This window comes from Idiomarina aquatica (genome assembly GCF_003987185.1).
Taxonomy (GTDB): domain Bacteria; phylum Pseudomonadota; class Gammaproteobacteria; order Enterobacterales; family Alteromonadaceae; genus Idiomarina; species Idiomarina aquatica.
This window is the reverse complement of record NZ_PIPS01000001.1, coordinates 916,994-936,086: the sequence shown is the minus strand read 5'-3', so window position 1 is coordinate 936,086 and position 19,093 is coordinate 916,994. Positions and strand designations below refer to the sequence as shown.

12 protein-coding genes are annotated in these 19,093 nt (G+C 53.5%); 8 read left to right on the top strand and 4 right to left on the bottom strand.

The annotated features are described in order from the left end of the window. Nucleotides 1–2 precede the first annotated feature (2 nt). The 4 genes from gspL (at nt 3) to CWE23_RS04215 (ending at nt 3,380) form a co-directional block, all read left to right on the top strand. Nucleotides 3–1,232, top strand: coding sequence for a type II secretion system protein GspL (gspL, locus tag CWE23_RS04230; RefSeq protein ID WP_126819610.1), 1,230 nt, complete (start codon nt 3–5; stop codon nt 1,230–1,232). Then, complete coding sequence (gene gspM, locus CWE23_RS04225) at nt 1,229–1,765, top strand: type II secretion system protein GspM (RefSeq protein WP_241970523.1); 537 nt, start codon at nt 1,229–1,231, stop codon at nt 1,763–1,765. Before gspL ends, gspM begins: the two co-directional genes overlap by 4 nt. Continuing rightward, nucleotides 1,762–2,502, top strand: a complete 741-nt coding sequence (locus tag CWE23_RS04220) for a type II secretion system protein N (RefSeq protein ID WP_126819609.1) — start codon at nt 1,762–1,764, stop codon at nt 2,500–2,502. Before gspM ends, CWE23_RS04220 begins: the two co-directional genes overlap by 4 nt. A 62-nt stretch (nt 2,503–2,564) precedes the next feature. Continuing rightward, nucleotides 2,565–3,380, top strand: coding sequence for a mechanosensitive ion channel domain-containing protein (locus CWE23_RS04215; RefSeq protein ID WP_105305709.1), 816 nt, complete (start codon nt 2,565–2,567; stop codon nt 3,378–3,380). 174 nt (nt 3,381–3,554) lie between these two features. On the opposite strand, the gene CWE23_RS04210 is transcribed toward CWE23_RS04215, so the two are convergent. Beyond that, nucleotides 3,555–4,820, bottom strand: coding sequence for an O-acetylhomoserine aminocarboxypropyltransferase/cysteine synthase family protein (locus CWE23_RS04210; protein WP_126819608.1), 1,266 nt, complete (start codon nt 4,818–4,820; stop codon nt 3,555–3,557). Then, nucleotides 4,817–5,764 (bottom strand): alpha/beta fold hydrolase, encoded by a 948-nt coding sequence (locus CWE23_RS04205; protein WP_105305711.1) that lies wholly within the window; start codon nt 5,762–5,764, stop codon nt 4,817–4,819. Before CWE23_RS04205 ends, CWE23_RS04210 begins: the two co-directional genes overlap by 4 nt. A 422-nt stretch (nt 5,765–6,186) precedes the next feature. On the opposite strand from CWE23_RS04205, the gene guaB reads away from it, so the two are divergent. Next, nucleotides 6,187–7,656, top strand: coding sequence for an IMP dehydrogenase (gene guaB / locus CWE23_RS04200; RefSeq protein ID WP_105305712.1), 1,470 nt, complete (start codon nt 6,187–6,189; stop codon nt 7,654–7,656). Between the two features lie 37 nt (nt 7,657–7,693). After that, nucleotides 7,694–9,271: a glutamine-hydrolyzing GMP synthase gene (guaA, locus tag CWE23_RS04195; RefSeq protein ID WP_126819607.1), complete on the top strand. Its 1,578-nt coding sequence runs from the start codon at nt 7,694–7,696 to the stop codon at nt 9,269–9,271. 174 nt (nt 9,272–9,445) lie between these two features. On the opposite strand, the gene xseA is transcribed toward guaA, so the two are convergent. Together xseA and CWE23_RS04185 are read right to left on the bottom strand one after the other, a co-directional pair. Beyond that, nucleotides 9,446–10,771, bottom strand: coding sequence for an exodeoxyribonuclease VII large subunit (gene xseA, locus CWE23_RS04190; protein WP_126819606.1), 1,326 nt, complete (start codon nt 10,769–10,771; stop codon nt 9,446–9,448). Between the two features lie 171 nt (nt 10,772–10,942). Next, nucleotides 10,943–12,127 carry an endonuclease/exonuclease/phosphatase family protein gene (locus CWE23_RS04185; RefSeq protein ID WP_198678802.1) on the bottom strand — a complete coding sequence of 395 codons (1,185 nt, stop codon included), beginning with the start codon at nt 12,125–12,127 and terminating at the stop codon, nt 10,943–10,945. A gap of 415 nt (nt 12,128–12,542) precedes the next feature. On the opposite strand from CWE23_RS04185, the gene CWE23_RS04180 reads away from it, so the two are divergent. Continuing rightward, nucleotides 12,543–15,677 (top strand): TonB-dependent receptor, encoded by a 3,135-nt coding sequence (locus CWE23_RS04180; RefSeq protein ID WP_126819605.1) that lies wholly within the window; start codon nt 12,543–12,545, stop codon nt 15,675–15,677. A 147-nt stretch (nt 15,678–15,824) separates the two neighbouring features. Then, nucleotides 15,825–18,986 carry a TonB-dependent receptor gene (locus CWE23_RS04175; protein ID WP_126819604.1) on the top strand — a complete coding sequence of 1,054 codons (3,162 nt, stop codon included), beginning with the start codon at nt 15,825–15,827 and terminating at the stop codon, nt 18,984–18,986. Nucleotides 18,987–19,093 lie beyond the last annotated feature (107 nt).

Sequence of the window (19,093 nt, the reverse complement as noted above, 5' to 3'; positions counted from 1 at the left end):
CAATGCAAGAGCGACTGTTTATCCGGCTACCCGCCAGTAGCGGTAAAGAAACGGCAGTAGCCGATGCGGGTAAGGTAGTCTGGTTTATATGGCACCAGGCGCAACAGGAAGTGATTGCCAGTGGCGAACTCGGTTCGCCGGCGGAACTGTCGCAGTTGCAGCAGCAGGCCCGTCGTTGCGAAACCACGGTAATGCTGCCGGGTCAGGACGTGTTATTAAAACAGGTTGAGTTGCCGGCCGGTAGCCGCCGTCATCTCGATCGCGTGATTCCTTATGCACTGGAAGAAGAGCTGGCAAGTGATATCGATGAACTGCACTTCAGTTGGCCAGCCAACGTCAGTAAAGCCCAGAGCAGTATCCCGGTTGCGATAGTCGCGCGCAGTCGCATGAGCTGTTGGCAGAATTGGTTAAAAGAGGCGGCAATTGATGCCGACCACTGGTACCCGGAAACGCTGTTACTGCCGTACAGAGAGAACCACTGGAGTGCCATTCGTGTGGGTGCTGATGTGGTGGTGCGCACGGGGCCGTGGCAGGGCTTCAGTATCGAAGCCGAGGCCAGTGCCGCGCTGATGCCGGTGATCGTGGCGCAATGGCCGGCGCCGTCACTGATCGACCATTATGGCGACATCGACTGGCCGCAACCGCCATCACCCATGCAAGCGGCGGATATTGAAGTGCCGTTGAGTATTTTTGCACGTGCCGGCGATACCTTAGAACTTCGTCGTGGCGAATTCGCGGTAAAACGCAAGCGCGTTGATAGCATTCGCTGGAAGCCACTCGCGGTTGCCGCGTCGGTAGCGCTGGTGGTCGCCGTCGGCGGCAATTTATTAAGAGCCTATCAATTGTCGTCAGAAGCCGATGCCCTGCAGTTGCAGGCTGAGCAACGCTTCTTAGAAGCCTTTCCCAATAAAACCCGTATCGTTAACTTGCGTGCACAATTGCAACAGGAGCTGAACCAACTCGGTGCCAGCGGTGCTGAGCAGGCATCGGCTCTGGCATTGCTGGACAGTCTGCAACCGGCTTTTGCTGATTTACCAGAGATGACGCTGGAGTTGTTGCGCTATCAGGACGGCGAATTGAGACTGCAGGCATTGGCGCAGAATTTTTCTCAGTTTGAACGCTTTCAGCGAGCTGCTGAGCAGGCAGGGCTGCAAGTGCAGCAGGGCGCATTGAATAATCGCGGCAATCAGGTGGCCGGTTCACTGACAATCGCACGAGGAGCTCAGTCATGAAGGCGTTTTCAGGTATGGCACAGCAACTGCAACAACACCCGCTGATGCAGCGAGCGCAACAACGCTGGCAGCAGTTTGCGCCGCGCGAACAGCGGCTGCTGCAGGTGTTGGCCGCTGTGCTGGGTGTGGCCGTGGTATACTTCCTCATTTGGCAGCCCAGTCAGCAAGCGCGGCTGCAGGCCGAACAACGGTTGCAGGCGCAACAGCAACAACTGTTGTGGGTGCAACAGAACATCGCTCGTTACGAAGCCCTTGCAGCACGTCAGCAGGAGCGGGTAGAACCCGCATCCGGCTCGTTAACGCAACGGCTCAATCAAGCTGCGGAAGCGCAGGATATTCGCTTGGCGCGCATGCAGCCGCAGGGCGAGGGTATGGTGGTTAGCGTCGATGAAGCCAGTTTCGCTCAGGTCCTGCAATTGGTTGCGCAACTGGAACAACAGTATCAACTGCGGGTGGAAACGCTGGATGTGGCACGCCTGGATACCCCGGGTCAGGTCCGGGTAAGACAGTTACTGGTAATGGATAATTCATGAAACGTTGGTGGTGGTTACTCGTTGTTTATGTCGTCGCCCTGGTAGTGATGCTGCCGGCTAAGGTCATTTATTGGTTGCCACTGCCGCCGCAGGTGTCAGTCAGTCAGGTGTCCGGCAGTCTCTGGCAGGGTAATATCGGTGCGCTGCAGATCCAGGGGGTGCCGCTGACGAACGTGGGTTGGAATTGGCGTGTCAGCAAGCTGCTGACGGGACAACTGAGTATCGATGTGACGGTGCCCGCAGCCGCTGGTAACCCTTTAACAGTCAACGGCACGGTGCAAGCGGGGCTGAGCGGTGTGTCGGTCGATAACCTCCGTTCAAAGGGTGATCTAGCTACCCTGTTGCAATTGTCGAATACCCGTCTGCCACTGACCACTCGTGGCCGTTGGTCAGTTAATGTCGACGCTTTTACGGTCAGCGATCCAGGCCCGGTAAAATGGTGTAACCAGTTACGAGGTGATGCGCAGGGGCAGGATATCCAGGTGCTGGTCAACGGTGTCTGGCAAAACCTTGGCGACTTTCCGGTGGGTCTGAGTTGTGATAATTCCGGCGCCGTGGGGCTTTCCATGAACGGTAATAACAGCCTGGGATTGGCGTTCGACGGCACCGTAAATAGTCAGGATATTCGCATCGCTGGTACCGTACGGCCTAATCCTCGTACCCCCGAAGGGCTGGCCAAAATGCTGCAATACCTTGGTCAGCCGGACGCGCAGGGACGATATCGTTTTTCGCTGTAATTGCCCAAATGCGCATTTCACGCTAAATTGAACAGACACTCTGCAACATAAGGAATTACTCAATGCAGGCCATCATTGACTGGATTAACGAAAACCAGGGCATGTTGATTGAATACAGCATTAAAGTCATCATAGCCATTGTCATTCTCTTCGTCGCCAAAATTGTCGCCAACGTGGTGACTGGCACCATGCGTAAAGGTATGGCGAAACGAGAAATGGACGGTGCCGTGATTGGCTTCCTGTCCGCCATTGTGAAGTCGATCATTTTTATCGCCGCATTGCTGGTGGCGTTGAATCAGGTGGGTGTAGAAACCACGTCGTTTATTGCCATTTTAGGTGCGGCCGGTTTAGCGATTGGTTTGGCGTTGCAGGGCTCGTTGTCCAACATCGCCTCCGGGGTGTTGCTGATCATGTTCCGCCCCATGCGAGCCGGTGAGTACGTTGAATGTGGCGGTACCGCAGGCACCGTCGAAGAAATCAATATTTTTCAGACCATCCTGAAAACGCCGGATCGCAAAGTGGTGTATGTGCCCAACTCACAGGTTATCGGTGGCACCATCACCAACTACAACCGTGAAGATCTGCGTCGTATCGACCTGGTGATCGGTGTCAGCTACAGCGCCAACCTGCAGCAAACCAAACAGGTGTTGATGGATGTTATTACCAGCGACGAGCGCGTACTGACCGATCCCGAACCGAACGTGCGGGTGAGTGCACTGAACAGTTCATCGGTTGATTTTATCGTGCGCCCATGGACCAAAACCGAAGATTACTGGCCAACCTACTGGGATCTGCTGGAACGCATCAAAGACCGTCTTGATGAGGAAGGCATCGGCATCCCGTTCCCGCAAATGGACGTGCACATGCATAAGCCTTAGGGCTTCGCCGGTCTACTAGGCTCGCTGCGCTCGCGGTTTAGGCGCTTCGCGCGGTCTAGGCTCGCTACGCTCGCGGTGTAGCTTGCTGCCTTCGGCGCAAGGGGTTAGGGGCTTCGCCCGTTAAACCGCGAAGCCTATCCCGCGAGCGCAGCGAGCCCAAACCGCCCGAAGGGCCTAGAGAGCGTTGTCCAAATCCTCGAGGATGTCATCGATATGCTCGATACCGACACACAAGCGGATGGCTTCGGGTTTAACACCCACCCGGGCCTGTTCTTCCTCACTCAACTGGCGGTGCGTGGTTGACGCCGGATGACAGGCCAGGCTCTTAGCATCACCAATGTTGACCAGACGCTTGAACAATTTTAGCTTGTCGTAAAACCGCACCCCGGCGTCAAAGCCGCCCTTAATGCCAAACGTCAGTAACGACGCCGGCACACCGCCGCTGATGTACTTACTGACTCGCTCGTTGTCCGGATGATCAGCACTACCGGCAAAATTCACCCAGTCCACCGCATGGTGTTGCTGCAGAAACTCCACCACGCGCACCGCATTCTGGCAGTGACGTTCCATCCGCAGCGACAACGTTTCTAAGCCCTGTAACAACAAGAACGCGTTAAACGGTGACAGTGAAGCTCCGGTATTACGCAGCGCAACCGTACGTACTCGGGCAATAAACGCCGCTGCTTCAAAGGCATCCGTGTAGACAATACCGTGATAGGCTGGCTCAGGACTGCTGAACTGAGGGAAGCGGTCTTTGTGCTTAAGCCAGTCAAAACGACCGGAATCGACAATCAAGCCACCGACCGAGTTACCGTGGCCGCCTATGTATTTGGTCAGCGAGTGGACAACAATGTCGGCACCAAAATCAATCGGCTTGCACAACACCGGTGTCGCCACGGTGTTATCGACCACCAACGGCACCCCGGCCTGATGCGCGACTTCGGCCAGGCCTTCGATATCGGCGACGTTGCCAGCCGGGTTACCGATGGTCTCGCAGTACACCGCTTTGGTGTTGTCATCGATAACACGGGCAATGTCCTCGGGCTTGTCACTGTCAGCAAAGCGTACCTCGATACCAAACGAAGGCAGCATGTGCTGGAACAGCGTATAGGTGCCGCCATAAAGCTGCGGCGTCGTGACAATATTGTCGCCGTGTTTAGCCAGCGTAATCAGCGCATACTCGATCGCCGCCATACCCGAAGCTACTGCCAGCGCCGCAATCCCGTGTTCGAGTTCGGCAACCCGCTGCTCCAATACATCGTTGGTCGGGTTCATGATGCGCGAGTAGATATTGCCGGGCACGGCTAAATCAAACAAATCCGCACCATGTTGCGCGTTATCGAATTCAAACGCGACGGACTGATAAATCGGCGTCGCCACGGCTTTGGTGGTGGGATCCGTTTGATAACCGTGGTGGATGGCCAGCGTTTCGTCTTTCATAAAGGGTTCTCCGTAAGTTCTAATCGGGATGTTTTTAACGGTGGAATAAAATGCCTAAGCGGCTGCTGATAATCAGCAACGTTCTTGATAAAGCCATCGTGACCATAAGGCGTCTCGATGGATAAATAACTGTGACAATGGGGTAATAAGGCTTCCAGCTCCGCCACCAGTGCCGTTGGCGCAATACTGTCCGAGGCGAAACCAATCACCTGAACCGGGCATGAAATGCGTTTCGGATCGACCTGATAATCGTTCAGTGCCGGTGTTAGATGGGTAAATAAGGTATTGGCCTGGTTGCCGTGGCGACGAAGTAAACGTTCACCCTGCGCGAGTACATATTGGAGCGCGTCATCGCTGTTGGCAAAGCGTTGCTCAAATTCGTCGGCACTGCGGTAGGTCAGCATGGCCAGCGCCCGCGCCAGAATCACGCCCTGTTGCGGACTTTCTGCATGCTGCAGCAACAGCTGCTGGAACGAACGCAACAACGCCGACTGAATCGAAGGTTTATGCGCGGCACCGATAACCGCCAGTCGGCGAATGACCGGCCCATGTTGTTGAGCCGCTGCATGCAGGCCCAGCACCCCGCCAAACGAACCACCGACCCAGGCTTCGACGGATTCAACCCCCAGTTGCGTGAGGGCGTCGGTATAGGCCTGAGTATGTTCGGTAACCGTCAGTGGCTGCGTCGGCGTGTCCGAACCACCAACACCGCCCAGATAATCAAAGCTGATCACCTGCACGTCTTCGGCCGGCGCGAACACGTTATACAGCGACTGCCACCAGCCGCTGCCATCCAGCCGCCATAACTGGCCGGTAGCACTGATACCGCCCTGAATGACGATCACCGGGGCATCAGCACGACCATTATCAGCCGCGTAGCGAAACCCTTTCACGCGACCAAAGCGGGTGTTTGTATAAAATGAACGACCAACGGGTAATACCATATCAACTCCTCACTATCCGAACCCGCAAGATCGCAAATAGATTTCTAGCTGTCAAGAAGTTTAGACGTCCAAAAGGCTTGCGCCAAAGGCGCAAGCTACAGCGAGCAGCAAGCGCCGAAGGCGCGAGCGCAGCAAAGCAGCAAGCGCCAAAGGCGCGAGCACAGCAAAGCAGCAAGCGCCAAAGGCGCGAGCGCAGCAAAGCAGCAAGCGCCAAAGGCGCGAGCACAAACCGCAAGCGCGAAAGCGCGCCCAGCAAGTTCGCGCAGCGAACGCCAAGCAAGGCGCAACGCGCCGCCAAGCAAGCACCGGAAGGTGCGCCAAGCGCAATTTTCGCCCACGAAAATTGCGCAGAAGAGCTTGCTTAAAATGACGTCGGTATGTATAATCCACGCGCAACATGAATCCCCCTACGGAGTGTTGCAATGCTGCGAATCGCCCAAGAAGCCCTTACCTTTGACGACGTCTTACTCGTCCCCGGACATTCAACCGTTCTGCCTCATCAAGCCGATCTGCGCACCAAATTGACGCGCGGAATTACCCTGAACGTGCCTCTGGTATCAGCGGCGATGGACACCGTCACCGAAGCCCCATTGGCGATCGCGCTGGCGCAGGAAGGCGGCATCGGTTTTATCCACAAAAACATGACCGCTGAGCAGCAGGCTGCACACGTTCGTAAAGTGAAAAAATACGAAAGTGGCATGGTCACAGACCCGGTTACCATTCACCCTGACACCACCATCGGTGAAATCAAAGCATTGACCGCTGAACATGGCTTTCAGGGCTTCCCGGTGATCGAGAAAAACGGCGATCTGGTTGGCATCGTGACCGGCCGTGACACCCGTTTTGAAGACGATGACGCTAAGCAGGTAAAAGACGTCATGACCGGTAAAGACCGTTTGGTCACCGTGCATGAAAGCGCTGAAAGCGAAGAAATCCTGCAGTTGATGCACCAGCATCGCATCGAAAAAATTCTGGTGGTCGATGATGCCTACAAACTGAAAGGCATGATCACGCTGAAAGACTTTGAAAAAGCCGAGAACAAACCCAACGCTTGTAAAGACGAATTGGGCTCTTTGCGTGTCGGCGCAGCGGTCGGCGTTGGACCGGGTACCGAAGAACGCATCCAGTTGCTGGTCGAAGCAGGCGTTGACGTTCTGCTCATCGATACCTCACACGGTCATTCTCAGGGCGTGATTGATCGCGTTGCGAAAACGCGTAAAGACTATCCAAACTTACAGATCATCGCCGGTAACGTAGCAACCGCAGCGGGTGCTAAGGCATTGGCAGAAGCGGGTGTTGACGCGGTGAAAGTGGGGATTGGCCCGGGTTCAATTTGTACCACTCGTATCGTCACCGGTTGCGGCGTACCACAGATTACCGCCATTGCCGACGCGGTTGACGCCCTTAAAGGTACTGACATCCCGGTGATTGCCGACGGCGGTATCCGCTTCTCCGGCGACATCGCCAAAGCCTTGGTGGCAGGCGCGCACTGTGTCATGGTGGGTAGCATGCTGGCCGGTACCGAAGAATCGCCGGGCGAAGTCGAGCTGTATCAGGGCCGCTATTACAAATCCTATCGTGGAATGGGCAGCCTGGGTGCGATGAATCAGCGTAACGGCTCTTCAGATCGCTATTTCCAAAGCTCGAACGAAGCGGAAAAACTGGTCCCCGAAGGTATCGAAGGCCGCATCGCCTATAAAGGACCGATTTCGGCCATCATCCATCAGCAGATGGGCGGTGTGCGCTCGGCCATGGGCTTAACCGGTTGCGCCAACATCGAAGAACTGCGCACCAAGCCGCAGTTTGTCAAAGTGACCGCGGCCGGCATGGGTGAATCGCACGTCCATGATGTGCAGATCACCAAAGAAGCACCGAATTATCGCAGCTCTTAAGTAGCGCCTTTTTATCCGACAGGAAACGAAAAACAGCATGACTCAAGACATTCATGATCATCGAATACTGATTTTAGACTTCGGCTCTCAATACACTCAGTTGATTGCGCGCCGTATCCGTGAAATTGGCGTTTACTGCGAGCTGTGGGCTTGGGACGTTGACGAACAGGACATCCGTGACTTCGCCCCGAAAGGCATCATTCTGTCCGGTGGTCCGGAAAGTGTGACCGAGCAAGGTTCGCCACGCGCACCGGATTACGTATTTGAAGCCGGCGTGCCGGTACTGGGTGTGTGCTACGGTATGCAAACCATGGCGCATCAGCTGGGTGGTTCGGTACAGGGGTCCCTGGAGCGCGAATTTGGTTACGCGCAAATCGAACTGGTCGAGAAAAGCCCGTTGTTTGAAGCCATTGAAGATGCGGTCAGCGAATCCGGTGCGCCGTTGCTGGATGTCTGGATGAGCCACGGCGATAAAGTCGATGCCATCCCGGCAGGATTCCACACCGTGGCCAAAACCTCGTACTGCCCGTACGCCGCGATGGCGGACGAAGAGCGTCGTTTTTACGGCGTGCAGTTCCACCCGGAAGTGACGCATACGCGTCAGGGTATGCGTATGCTGGAACATTTTGTCAGCGGCATTTGCGGTTGCGAGAAAAACTGGACACCAGAGCAAATTATCGACGATGCGATTGAACGTATCCGTGAGCAGGTTGGCAGCGATAAAGTCATTTTGGGTTTGTCCGGTGGTGTTGACTCCTCAGTCACGGCGATGTTGCTGCATCGCGCCATTGGCGAACAGCTTACCTGTATTTTTGTTGATAACGGTTTGTTGCGTTTAAATGAAGCCGAACAGGTGATGGAAATGTTCGGCGACCATTACGGCCTGAACATTCTGCCGGTGAAAGCCGAAGATCGCTTCCTGGATGCGCTGAAGGGCGAAAACGATCCAGAGAAAAAACGTAAGATCATCGGTAATACCTTTATCGAAATCTTCGACGAAGAAGCGGCCAAACTGACCGAAGTCGACTGGTTGGCGCAGGGCACCATTTATCCCGACGTCATTGAGTCAGCCGGCTCCAAAACCGGTAAAGCGCATGTGATCAAATCGCATCACAACGTCGGTGGTCTGCCGGAAGACATGAAGTTGGGCTTGGTTGAGCCGTTGCGTGAACTGTTCAAAGACGAAGTACGCAAAATTGGCTTAGAACTCGGCCTGCCGTACAACATGCTGTACCGTCATCCGTTCCCGGGACCGGGTTTAGGTGTACGGGTACTGGGCGAGATCAAGAAAGAGTATTGCGATTTACTGCGTCGGGCCGATGCCATCTTCATCGAAGAGTTGCACAAAGCCGACTGGTACCACAAAGTCAGTCAGGCCTTCGCGGTATTCCTGCCAGTGCGGTCGGTCGGCGTGATGGGCGATCAGCGCAAATACGACTGGGTTATCGCACTGCGAGCGGTAGAAACCATCGACTTTATGACCGCGCGCTGGGCGCACCTGCCGTATGAGCTATTGGAGAAGGTATCCAACCGCATCATCAACGAGGTCAACGGCATTTCACGGGTAACCTACGACATCTCCGGCAAACCACCGGCAACGATTGAGTGGGAATAGGGCCTGCGGCCGGGATGGGCCCTTCGGGCGGGATGGGGCTGCGCCGGTTTAGGCTTTGCGGTTTGACGGGCGAAGCCCCTAGACCCTTGCGCCGAAGGCAGCAAGCTACACCGCGAGCGCAGCGAGCCTAAACCGCGCGAAGCGCCTAAACCGCGAGCGTAGCGAGCCTAGGGCCTAGTCCGCGTGAAGCGCCGAGACCGCCCTCAACTCACCTTTCGCTAAACGAATAGCCAGCTCGGTGCCCGGCGGTGCTTGCTGGCTGTCGCGTATGACGTTGCCGTTGTTATCGCGAACGATAGCGTAACCTCGGTCGAGGGTGTTGAGTGGGCTGACAATGTTCAGTGCTTGCATCAAGCTGCGCTGCTGCTCTGTTTTCTGCTTCAACAATCGCTCAATTGCTGGGTTTAACCGCTGTTGCACATCACTTAATCGACGCTGACAACGATCCAGATCCTTCTGTGGATGTAACGCTTGTAGGCGACTTTGGAAATAATTCTGGCGTTGTATTAAGCGCTGCAACTGAACCTGCATGGCACGCGTTGCGCGCGCCTGCAATTCGTCCGCGCGCTGTGCCTGTTGTTGCAGTTGGCGCTGCGGATGTTGCTGTTGCAGACGCACCTGCAGGTGTTGAAAGCGTTGCGCGCTGTGCGTCAGTTTACGTTGTTGTGCCAGCATCAGGCGTTGCTGCAGTGACTGCAACTGCTGCAACGTCTGACTACGGTCCTTGGTGACCACCTCGGCAGCTGCTGACGGCGTGGGGGCGCGCAAATCGGCGACAAAGTCACAGATGGTAAAGTCGATCTCGTGACCAACGGCGCTGATCACCGGCATCGGCGCATCGACCAACATTCTCGCTACCCCTTCGTCGTTAAAGCACCAAAGATCCTCGATGGAGCCACCGCCACGGCTGACAATCAGAACGTCGACCTCGTTTCGGACAAAGGCGCTGTGCAGCATGTGCTTTAATTGTGGAATCGCGGCTTCACCCTGAACCGCACTGGGATAGATGATCACTTCAACGTTTGGGTCGCGCCGTTTCATCACCGCCAGAATGTCCTGAATGGCGGCACCGGTCGGTGAGGTGACCACGCCGACCCGCCGAATATCCGTCGGCAGCGGGCGTTTGCGTTCATTGGCAAACAGACCTTCAGCAGCCAGTTTCACTTTCAATTGTTCAAATTGCTGTTGCAGCAGACCCTGACCGGCATCTTCGATGTGTTCAACAATCAGCTGGTAATCACCGCGAGGGGCATAGACGGTGACCCGTGCCCGCACCAAAACCTGGACACCATTCTGCGGCCGGATCTTAGCGCGTTGATTATTGCCACGGAACATCGCACAGCGGATCTGTGCTTTGTCGTCTTTAAGGGTAAAGTACCAATGGCCGGAACCCGGCGCAGCAAAGTTCGACACCTCACCCACCAGCCAGACATTACCAAACTGCTGCTCCAGCGCCAGACGGATGTCGTTGTTCAGTTTCGAAACCGAGTAAATGTCCATTCCTTTTCCCTCTTTTTAGGCTCGCTTTGCTCGCGGTTTGGGCGCTTCGCGCGGTTTAGGGCCTTCGGCCGGGATAGGGCTTCGCGGTTTAACGGGCGAAGCCCCTAGACCCTTGCGCCGAAGGCAGCAAGCTACACCGCGAGCGCAGCGAGCCTAGATCGCGCGGAGCGCCTAGATCTCAATATCCACCCACACCAACCGGTGGTCGGAGGATGCGCCGCGCTCGGCCATTAAGCGATAGCCTTGCTGTCCTTTGATAGGCCAGAATACGCCGGCGTCGTTAACGGTTAAGTCCGTTGAAGGTAGCACATAATCAACGCGCTTGCGCCAGGCGGCGGTGTGATACTCAGCGCCATCGATATCCGGAGAATGACGTTTACCACCTTTACTGGTCGGCGCAGGATCCTTCACGCGGGGGTGCTCAAGCAGTTGCTCAATGGCACCATCAACGCCGCCGGCGCCCGGTGCCGCATTAAGATCACCTAAGATGACAAAAGCGGCATCAGCGGCTAAACCGCCACGTACACCATCGTCATCGTAAATGTAGTTATCAGCACCTGGTGTCAGATAGTCACGGATTAAGCGAATTTCATCAAAGTTCTTCATACCGTTACGGTTTTCCGGACCATCGAAACTCGGCGGTGTTGGGTGCGCAGCGAGTAAATGAATACGGCGTTCGCCGACCTGAACTGGCACATCCCAATAGGATTTAGAGCTTAATGGGAACTGTGCCATGACCTCGTCGGAATACCAGTTTTCAGCGGTCAGTTCGCCGGCTTCATTAGGTACTTTGGGGACATGATGGCCGGGCATATCGCGCCATAAGAAATGTTGGAAGGTGCGCGCGTCATCGATAGCCAACGGATATTTCGACAAGATCACCATGCCGTACTGACCCGGATACCAACCAAAACCCCAGGCATCATTACCACGGCCAGTGGCTTCACCGTCGCGGTTAAGATCAAACGCCGATGGCACACCGGTATTAACCGGAGCGGTGTAAACATAGGGGTATTCAAGCGGCTGCAGACCGTTCTGCGATGCGCCCAGGTAGTCACGCAGGAACACGTCAATGCCGCGTTCGCGCTCGACATAATCAAACTCGTTCAGTAGCACGATATCCGGACGTACACGTTGCAATATCTCAGCAATGCCGGCAATTTGCTCATTGCCGTTGGCCAGTTGCGCCGGAACCGGAGACTCCGTGACTGTGGGTAATTGTTCATAATCGACATAATTACTGGCGTCCATACTGACATTAAATGTCGCTATCCGGACGCGATCAGACGCAAACGATGTAGAAGAAACCATGAAAAGTGCTGCCAAGAGAAAAAAGTTAAAACGCATAAAGCCCATGAGTACGCCTTGTGAGGGGAAGCTACGACAAGTTTTTACAATAAAGGTTCAATTGGCACTAGGCAAGCGTTGCTTAATTAATTAAAATGCGCGCACAAATTGACACATTAATGTCATAAAATGGTATCAAAAGCTTAATGATTTCAACCGCTCCATACACAGCGACGAACTCTTACCACACCCGCGAAGCCTGTCTCGTTGTCAGCTTTCCGGTGGCTAATCAGTTGTTGTGCCGCGGTTCCTCATCTTTTCGGGGAAAACGAAATTCACGATTTGCTGTTTCTATCTCCCCTGCTGTATTTAGAATAAATCCCAAGTTTTTCAAAGCTTTCATCAATTTGTCATCTTTACGCGATATAAACCTTCGCTCGTTGCTTTTTGTTTTAACCCTCAATCGAAAACCAGGAAATAACTCATGACGTTGAATTTTAAAGTGAGTCGCCTTTCGGCTGCGTTAGCGCTAGCTGTTGGGTTATCGACCAGCGCTATGGCGCAGGACACTTCATCTGTTGTACGTGGTAACGTAGTTACAGCTTCAGGCGAAGTTGCCGCTAATGCACGTGTTGAAATCATTCACATTCCTACCGGAACACGCTCTGTTGCGACAACCAACGAAGCGGGTGCATTCTCTAACTCAGGTCTGCGCGTTGGCGGTCCTTACCTTATCGTTATCGAAGGTGAGAACGGCCGTAAAGTATACGAAGACGTATACTTGTCACTAGGCGAACCTTTCCGTATCAATGCTGAGCTTGAAGCTGTTGATATGGAACGTATTGAGGTTTCTGGTTCTGCGATCATCGGCTCGTCCAACAGCGGTAGCAGCAGCTACTTCGGCGAAGACGATATTGCAAACACACCAACGTTTAACCGTGACTTGAAAGAAGTTGCACGTTTAAACCCATACGTAAACCTGTTGTCAGGTAGCGAAACACCAATGAGTATTGGTGGTGCTAACCCACGTTACAACAGCGTCTCAATCGACGGTGTTGGTGTGAATGATGACTTCGGTCTGAACGGCAACGGTTACCCAACGCAGCGTTCACCGATTTCTATCGACGCGGTTGAGCAAGTCGCTGTAGACGTCGCTCCATTTGACGCGTCAGAAGGTGGTTTCTCAGGCGGCCGCATCAATGCAGTAACCAAATCAGGTACGAACGAATTCCACGGTTCATTGACCTATGAGCGCATGAGCGACGCATGGGCCGGCGATCCGGTAAACCCTTCAAACGACCGTGAAGTCCCGTTGGATTACGAGCGTGACACATACAGCCTGGCGCTGGGTGGCCCGATCGTTCAGGACAAATTGTTCTTCTTCGTAAACTACGAGAACGCTCAGGAACCCGCACAAATCGAATACGGTCCAGCCGGTGCCGGTGCGCCAAACGACAGTAACGTAACGTTGGAAGAGTACGAGCGCCTTAAGCAAATCGCTCAAAGCCAGTATGGTATCGATATCGGTAACTGGGACACCGTTCGCGATACTGAAAATGATAACCTGTTGGTTAAATTAGACTGGAACATCAACTACGACCACCGTGCGGCGCTGACTTATAACCGCACCGAAGGTAATAACCTGCGTGGCGTTAGCAGCCGTGCTAACTCGTTGAACCTGGACACCAACTGGTACAACTACCAGCAGAACATGGACTTGATTCGTTTGTCGCTGTTCTCTGACTGGAGCGCAGACTTATCAAGCGAGATCTACGTTAGCCACAAAGCGGTAGAAGCAATTTCTGGGCTGGTAACCAAAGACTTTGGTGACGTCAGTGTTCGTACCGAAAGCGGTACCATCAACTTTGGTCCTGACTCAAACCGTCATGCTAACCAACTTGAAAACGATAACTTTAAGATCGGCGCTCGTTTTGACTACTTGATCGGCGACCACGAAATCGAGTTTGGTGGTGAATACGACAGCGTTGACGTGTATAACGTATTCGTTCGTAACTCACTGGGTTCTTGGTCATTCGATTCAATCGACGACTTCGAAGCGGGTAATGCAAGCAACTTCTTCTATGAAAATGCTTACACCAACGATGCGACTGACGCAGCGGCCAACTTCGAACTGGGTATGTTGAACTTGTACGTGCAAGACAACTGGTACCTGAGCGACACCATGGAGTTAGGTCTGGGTGTTCGTTACGAAACCTACCTGGTAGACGACAAGCCTACGTTGAACCAAAACTTTGTTGACCGTTATGGTTACAGCAACCAGGAAAACCTGGATGGCAAAGACATCATCTTACCGCGTGTGGACTTCAAATGGTTTGCTACCGATGACATGGTTGTTCGCGCTGGCTTAGGTCGTTTCTCTGGTGGCCGTCCTAATGTTTGGATTTCAAACTCGTTCTCTAACGACGGTTACACCTTGGTTCAGTTCGATCGTGACGTGGTACCTGAAGAAGCTTACCTAAACGATCAAAACGTTGCGCAAATTCCACAAGCCGTATTGGACAGCATGGCGGCTGGTGACGGCGATACTAACAGCATCGACCCGAACTACGACATCCCGTCTGACTGGATTGCCCGCGTTGGTGTTGACTATCGTTTCGACATCCCGAACGTCGGTAACGACTTCCAGGCGACCGCTGAAGTGACGCGTAAGTGGATGACCGACAACAGCCAGTGGGTTGATATTTCTCGCTGTGAAGCCGGTGAAACAGCTGCTGGAATCACTATTTATGAACCGTGCGATCCAACAGCACCGACAGGTCACTATGACTTGCAACTGACGAATGAAGACAAAACAGGTACTGCCTGGTTGTTCACCACCTCGTTGTCAAAAGCGTGGGATAACGGCTTCAACATGTATGCTGCTTACACGCATCAGGACATCGAAGAGGGTAACCCTGGTACGTCTTCTACAGCGACGTCAAACTATCAGTACAACATCGTACGTGACCGTAACGAAGCCATTATTGGCACAGCTGACTATCAAGTTGAGCACAGCCTGAAAATTGCTTTAGGTTACAGCAAAGAGTTCTTTGACGGTTATGCGTCTAAGTTCAACTTGTTCTTCAACCGTCGTTCAGGTACAGCTTTCAGCTACACCATGGGCTTGTATAACGATGGTGACTTCGGTGATCAGCGTTACTTCCAGGGCGGTGGTTCTTATCTGCCGTACATCCCGACTGGTGCTGACGATCCAGCATTCAGCCCGGAAAGCCCACTGTCTTATGAAGAAGTTATGGCTTACTTCAGTGACGTAGGCCTGGATAAGTACGCGGGTGGTTTTGCACCGAAAGGTGTTGGTCGTTCACCATGGGTTACCAGCATGGACTTCCAGTTCCAGCAGGAAGTTCCTGGATTCGCCGAAGGTCATAAAGGTATTTTCTACGTGACCATCAACAACCTGTTGAACTTGATCGACAGCTCAAAAGGCGAAGTATTGCGTCAGCAGTACACCAACCAAACCATCGTAGACTTCGCTGGTCTTGATGACCAAGGTCGTTACATGTACACCGACCCGTTCTATGGTTACGGCGACTGGAACATCTTCGAAGCAGAAGAATCAACTTGGCGCTTGAAGTTGGGTGTTAAATACACCTTCTAAGCAGCCATTGATAGACGGAAACAGAAGCCGCGTTTTTAACGCGGCTTTTTTTTTGCTCAGATCCGAAAAAGAGTTCACAAACTTGTCATAAATCGACTATACCCTGATATGTGTTCAAAAAAACAACACTAGGGATGAACGAATATCATGTTTACGTTAACTTTCAAACGCACCGCGATTGCTGCGGCTGTTGCCATGACCTTGTCAGGCGCGGCTGTCGCGCAAGACACCTCGTCTAATTTACGTGGCTCGGTAGCAACCGAATCGGGCGAAATCGTGGCCAATGCAACCATCCAACTGCGTGACGAACGTACCGGTACGACACGTACGTATACCACTAACGAACAGGGCGCTTTCTCGGCACGAGGTCTCAGCGTCGGTGGTCCTTACACCATCGTTGCAGAAGGTCCTGGTGGCCGTCGCGACGTGATTGAAAACATTTATCTGACACTGGGTGACTCTGAGTCCGTGCGCGTGGTGCTGGAAGCGGATATGGAAACCATTTCAGTGACCGGTTCTACCATGGCGAACTCGCTCTACGGCAGCAACAGTCCGGCGGCCAATTTTAACTTGAGTGACCTGGAGAACCTGCCGGCCATCAACCGTGACTTGAAAGACATCGTCCGCGTTGATCCCCGTGTTTACATTGACCAAAGCTTTGGTGATGGCATTCAATGTGTCGGCGCAAGCCCGCGTTTTAACAGCTTGACGGTTGACGGCGTACGCATGAACGATAACTTTGGCCTCAACTCGAACGGTTACCCAACCGAACGTATGCCGTTCTCCTACGATGCCATCGAGCAGGTGGCTGTAGAATTTGCGCCCTTTGATGTGCAATACGGCGGGTTTACCGCGTGTAACATCAACGCCGTAACAAAATCGGGTTCTAACGAATTCCACGGTGGTTTCTTCTACGACTACACCAACGAATCTATGATCGGTGATGAACTGGAAGGCACTAAGCTGGAGCAGGCCGACTTTGAAGAAGACCGTTATGGCTTCACTTTGGGCGGCCCGATCATTGAGGATACCCTGTTCTTCTTCGCCTCTTATGAAAAATTTGAAGGCGCGGATAACTTCGATTTTGGTCCGGCCAACAGTAATGCAGCTACGGTCGTTAACGGCGTCAGTCAGGAGCAATTAAATCAGATCGCACAGATCGCTCGTGATGTTTACGGCTATGACGTCGGCGAACCACTCTTGTCGTCGCCGGTTGAAGACGAAAAAATGTTGCTGAAGCTGGACTGGCAAATTAACGACGCCCACCGTGCCTCAGTCACCTACAACTACAACGAGGGTTCTTCGATTACTCCATCAGACGGTGGTAATGCGTTCGAATACGAATTCTCAAACCATTTTTATAACCGTGGCGCCGAGTTCACCTCGTACGTTGGTCAATTATACTCTGACTGGACCGACCGTTTTTCCACCGAGTTCCGGGTCGGCTATTCAGAACTCGATAACCTGCAGGAAACCATTGGTCCAAAAGACATCGCCGACTTCCAGATCAATACCCAGTTTGATCACGACAACAACGGTACGCCATCATCGGCCACCGTTTATTTTGGCGCCGATGACTCACGTCAGGCCAACGATCTTTACTATGAAACCATGTTCTACAAAATGGCGGGTACCTATTTTGTCGGTGACCACGTCATTTTTGGTGGCTTCGAGCGCGAAGAGCTCGACATCTTTAACATGTTTGTGCAGCATTCCCGCGGTGGTGAAATTGACTTCTACTCGCTGGAAGACTTTATTAACGGCGATGTCGGCCGTTACTACTATGGCTCGGGTACCGGCACCAACAACCCACGTGATGCCGCCGGTGCGTTCAAATACGCCACCAACACCGCCTACTTACAGGACGAGTACTATTACGCGCCGATGGACATGACCATCACCATGGGTTTCCGTTACGACTGGTACACCAGCGACGACTACCCGCAGGAAAACCCGAACTTCGTCCAGCGTTACGGTTTCACCAATGCCTCGAACCTCGACGGCGAAGGCCTGTTCCAGCCACGCATTGGCATCAACTGGAATGTCAGCCCGTCACTTGAAGTTCGTGGTGGTATTGGTCTTTACTCCGGTGGTAATCCCAACGTGTGGTTGGCCAACAACTTCCAGCAGGATGGCATCAGCCAGACTCAGGTTTCTCTCAGTGGCTTTAACCTGTTCGACGTACCACTGAGCGGCGAAGGGCGTCCGGGCTATGATGCACCGGCTGAGCTGGTTGACGCGGTAACCAACGCGACCAACGATTCAGCGGTCAATGTGTTGGATCCTAACTTTGACATTCCAAGTGAATGGAAGTACGCGCTCGGTGCAACCTACACCTTCCCGGACGAATACATCCTGATGACGGATTTCATGTACACCGTTCGTAAAAACGAAGCGTACATCAAAAACATCGCCGTTGAGCAGGTTGGCACGATGGCCGACGGGCGTCCAATTTACGGCGAACGCGAAGCGGGTCGTTCTGAAGACTTGATGTTAACCAACTTAAGTGATGACACCAAAGCGTTCTCATTCTCTACCGCGATCAGCAAGAGCTACGACTTCGGTCTGAGCGGCTCATTGGCGTATGCCTTCACCGAGTCGGAAGATGGTAACCCAATGACCAGCTCAGTGGCGTACTCAAACTACGCGAATTTCGCCACGGACAACTTTAACAATCCGTCTGCGGCTACCTCGAACTACGAGATACCACACCGTTTTACCTTGCGTTTAACCTATCAAAAAGAATTTTTTGACGGGCTGAACACCACGGTGTCACTGTTTGGCTCTGCCAACAAAGGTCGTCCATACAGCTATGTGTTCCAGAATACTCCTGACCAGCCGGCGATTCAGGGGCTTGATATCGCCGATGATCGTCAGTTGCTGTACGTACCAGACGGTGCAGACGACCCGAATGTCGTATTTACCGACAACTTCGATCAACAGGCCTTCTTTGCATGGCTGAACGATTCAGGTTTGGGCAAATACGCCGGCGGTTCAGCCGAGCGCAACGCCCAGTACAGTTCCTGGTGGCATAAATTAGACCTGCACGTTTCACAAGATCTGCCGGGTTTAATGGAAGGTCATAAAGCCAGCCTGTTCTTTACCATTGATAACCTGACCAACTTACTGAATGACGACTGGGGTGTTCTGTATCAAGCAGGCTTCCCGCAGTATCAGGAAGTGGTATCGGCGTACCGTAATGAACAGGGTCAGTATGTATTCGACCAGTTCTTAGAACCGAATGTTCAAAGTCGGGTGTCGGGTCCATCACTATGGACAGCACGCATCGGCGTCGAATATAAGTTTTAATCGCACGGCGCGTTGCGCCGCGCTTGGCGCCGCCTTCGGGCGGCTTGCTGGGCGGCCCCGCTCTGCGGGGCCTTGCTTGGCGTTCGCGGTGCGAACTTGCCTGGCGC

Coding starts and splice junctions, on each gene's coding strand:
- CWE23_RS04210 (WP_126819608.1), bottom strand. CDS start 4,820: ATGAAAGACGAAACGCTGGCCATCCACCACGGTTATCAAACGGATCCC.
- guaB (WP_105305712.1), top strand. CDS start 6,187: ATGCTGCGAATCGCCCAAGAAGCCCTTACCTTTGACGACGTCTTACTC.
- guaA (WP_126819607.1), top strand. CDS start 7,694: ATGACTCAAGACATTCATGATCATCGAATACTGATTTTAGACTTCGGC.
- CWE23_RS04180 (WP_126819605.1), top strand. CDS start 12,543: ATGACGTTGAATTTTAAAGTGAGTCGCCTTTCGGCTGCGTTAGCGCTA.
- CWE23_RS04215 (WP_105305709.1), top strand. CDS start 2,565: ATGCAGGCCATCATTGACTGGATTAACGAAAACCAGGGCATGTTGATT.
- gspL (WP_126819610.1), top strand. CDS start 3: ATGCAAGAGCGACTGTTTATCCGGCTACCCGCCAGTAGCGGTAAAGAA.
- xseA (WP_126819606.1), bottom strand. CDS start 10,771: ATGGACATTTACTCGGTTTCGAAACTGAACAACGACATCCGTCTGGCG.
- CWE23_RS04185 (WP_198678802.1), bottom strand. CDS start 12,127: ATGGGCTTTATGCGTTTTAACTTTTTTCTCTTGGCAGCACTTTTCATG.
- CWE23_RS04205 (WP_105305711.1), bottom strand. CDS start 5,764: ATGGTATTACCCGTTGGTCGTTCATTTTATACAAACACCCGCTTTGGT.
- CWE23_RS04220 (WP_126819609.1), top strand. CDS start 1,762: ATGAAACGTTGGTGGTGGTTACTCGTTGTTTATGTCGTCGCCCTGGTA.
- gspM (WP_241970523.1), top strand. CDS start 1,229: ATGAAGGCGTTTTCAGGTATGGCACAGCAACTGCAACAACACCCGCTG.
- CWE23_RS04175 (WP_126819604.1), top strand. CDS start 15,825: ATGTTTACGTTAACTTTCAAACGCACCGCGATTGCTGCGGCTGTTGCC.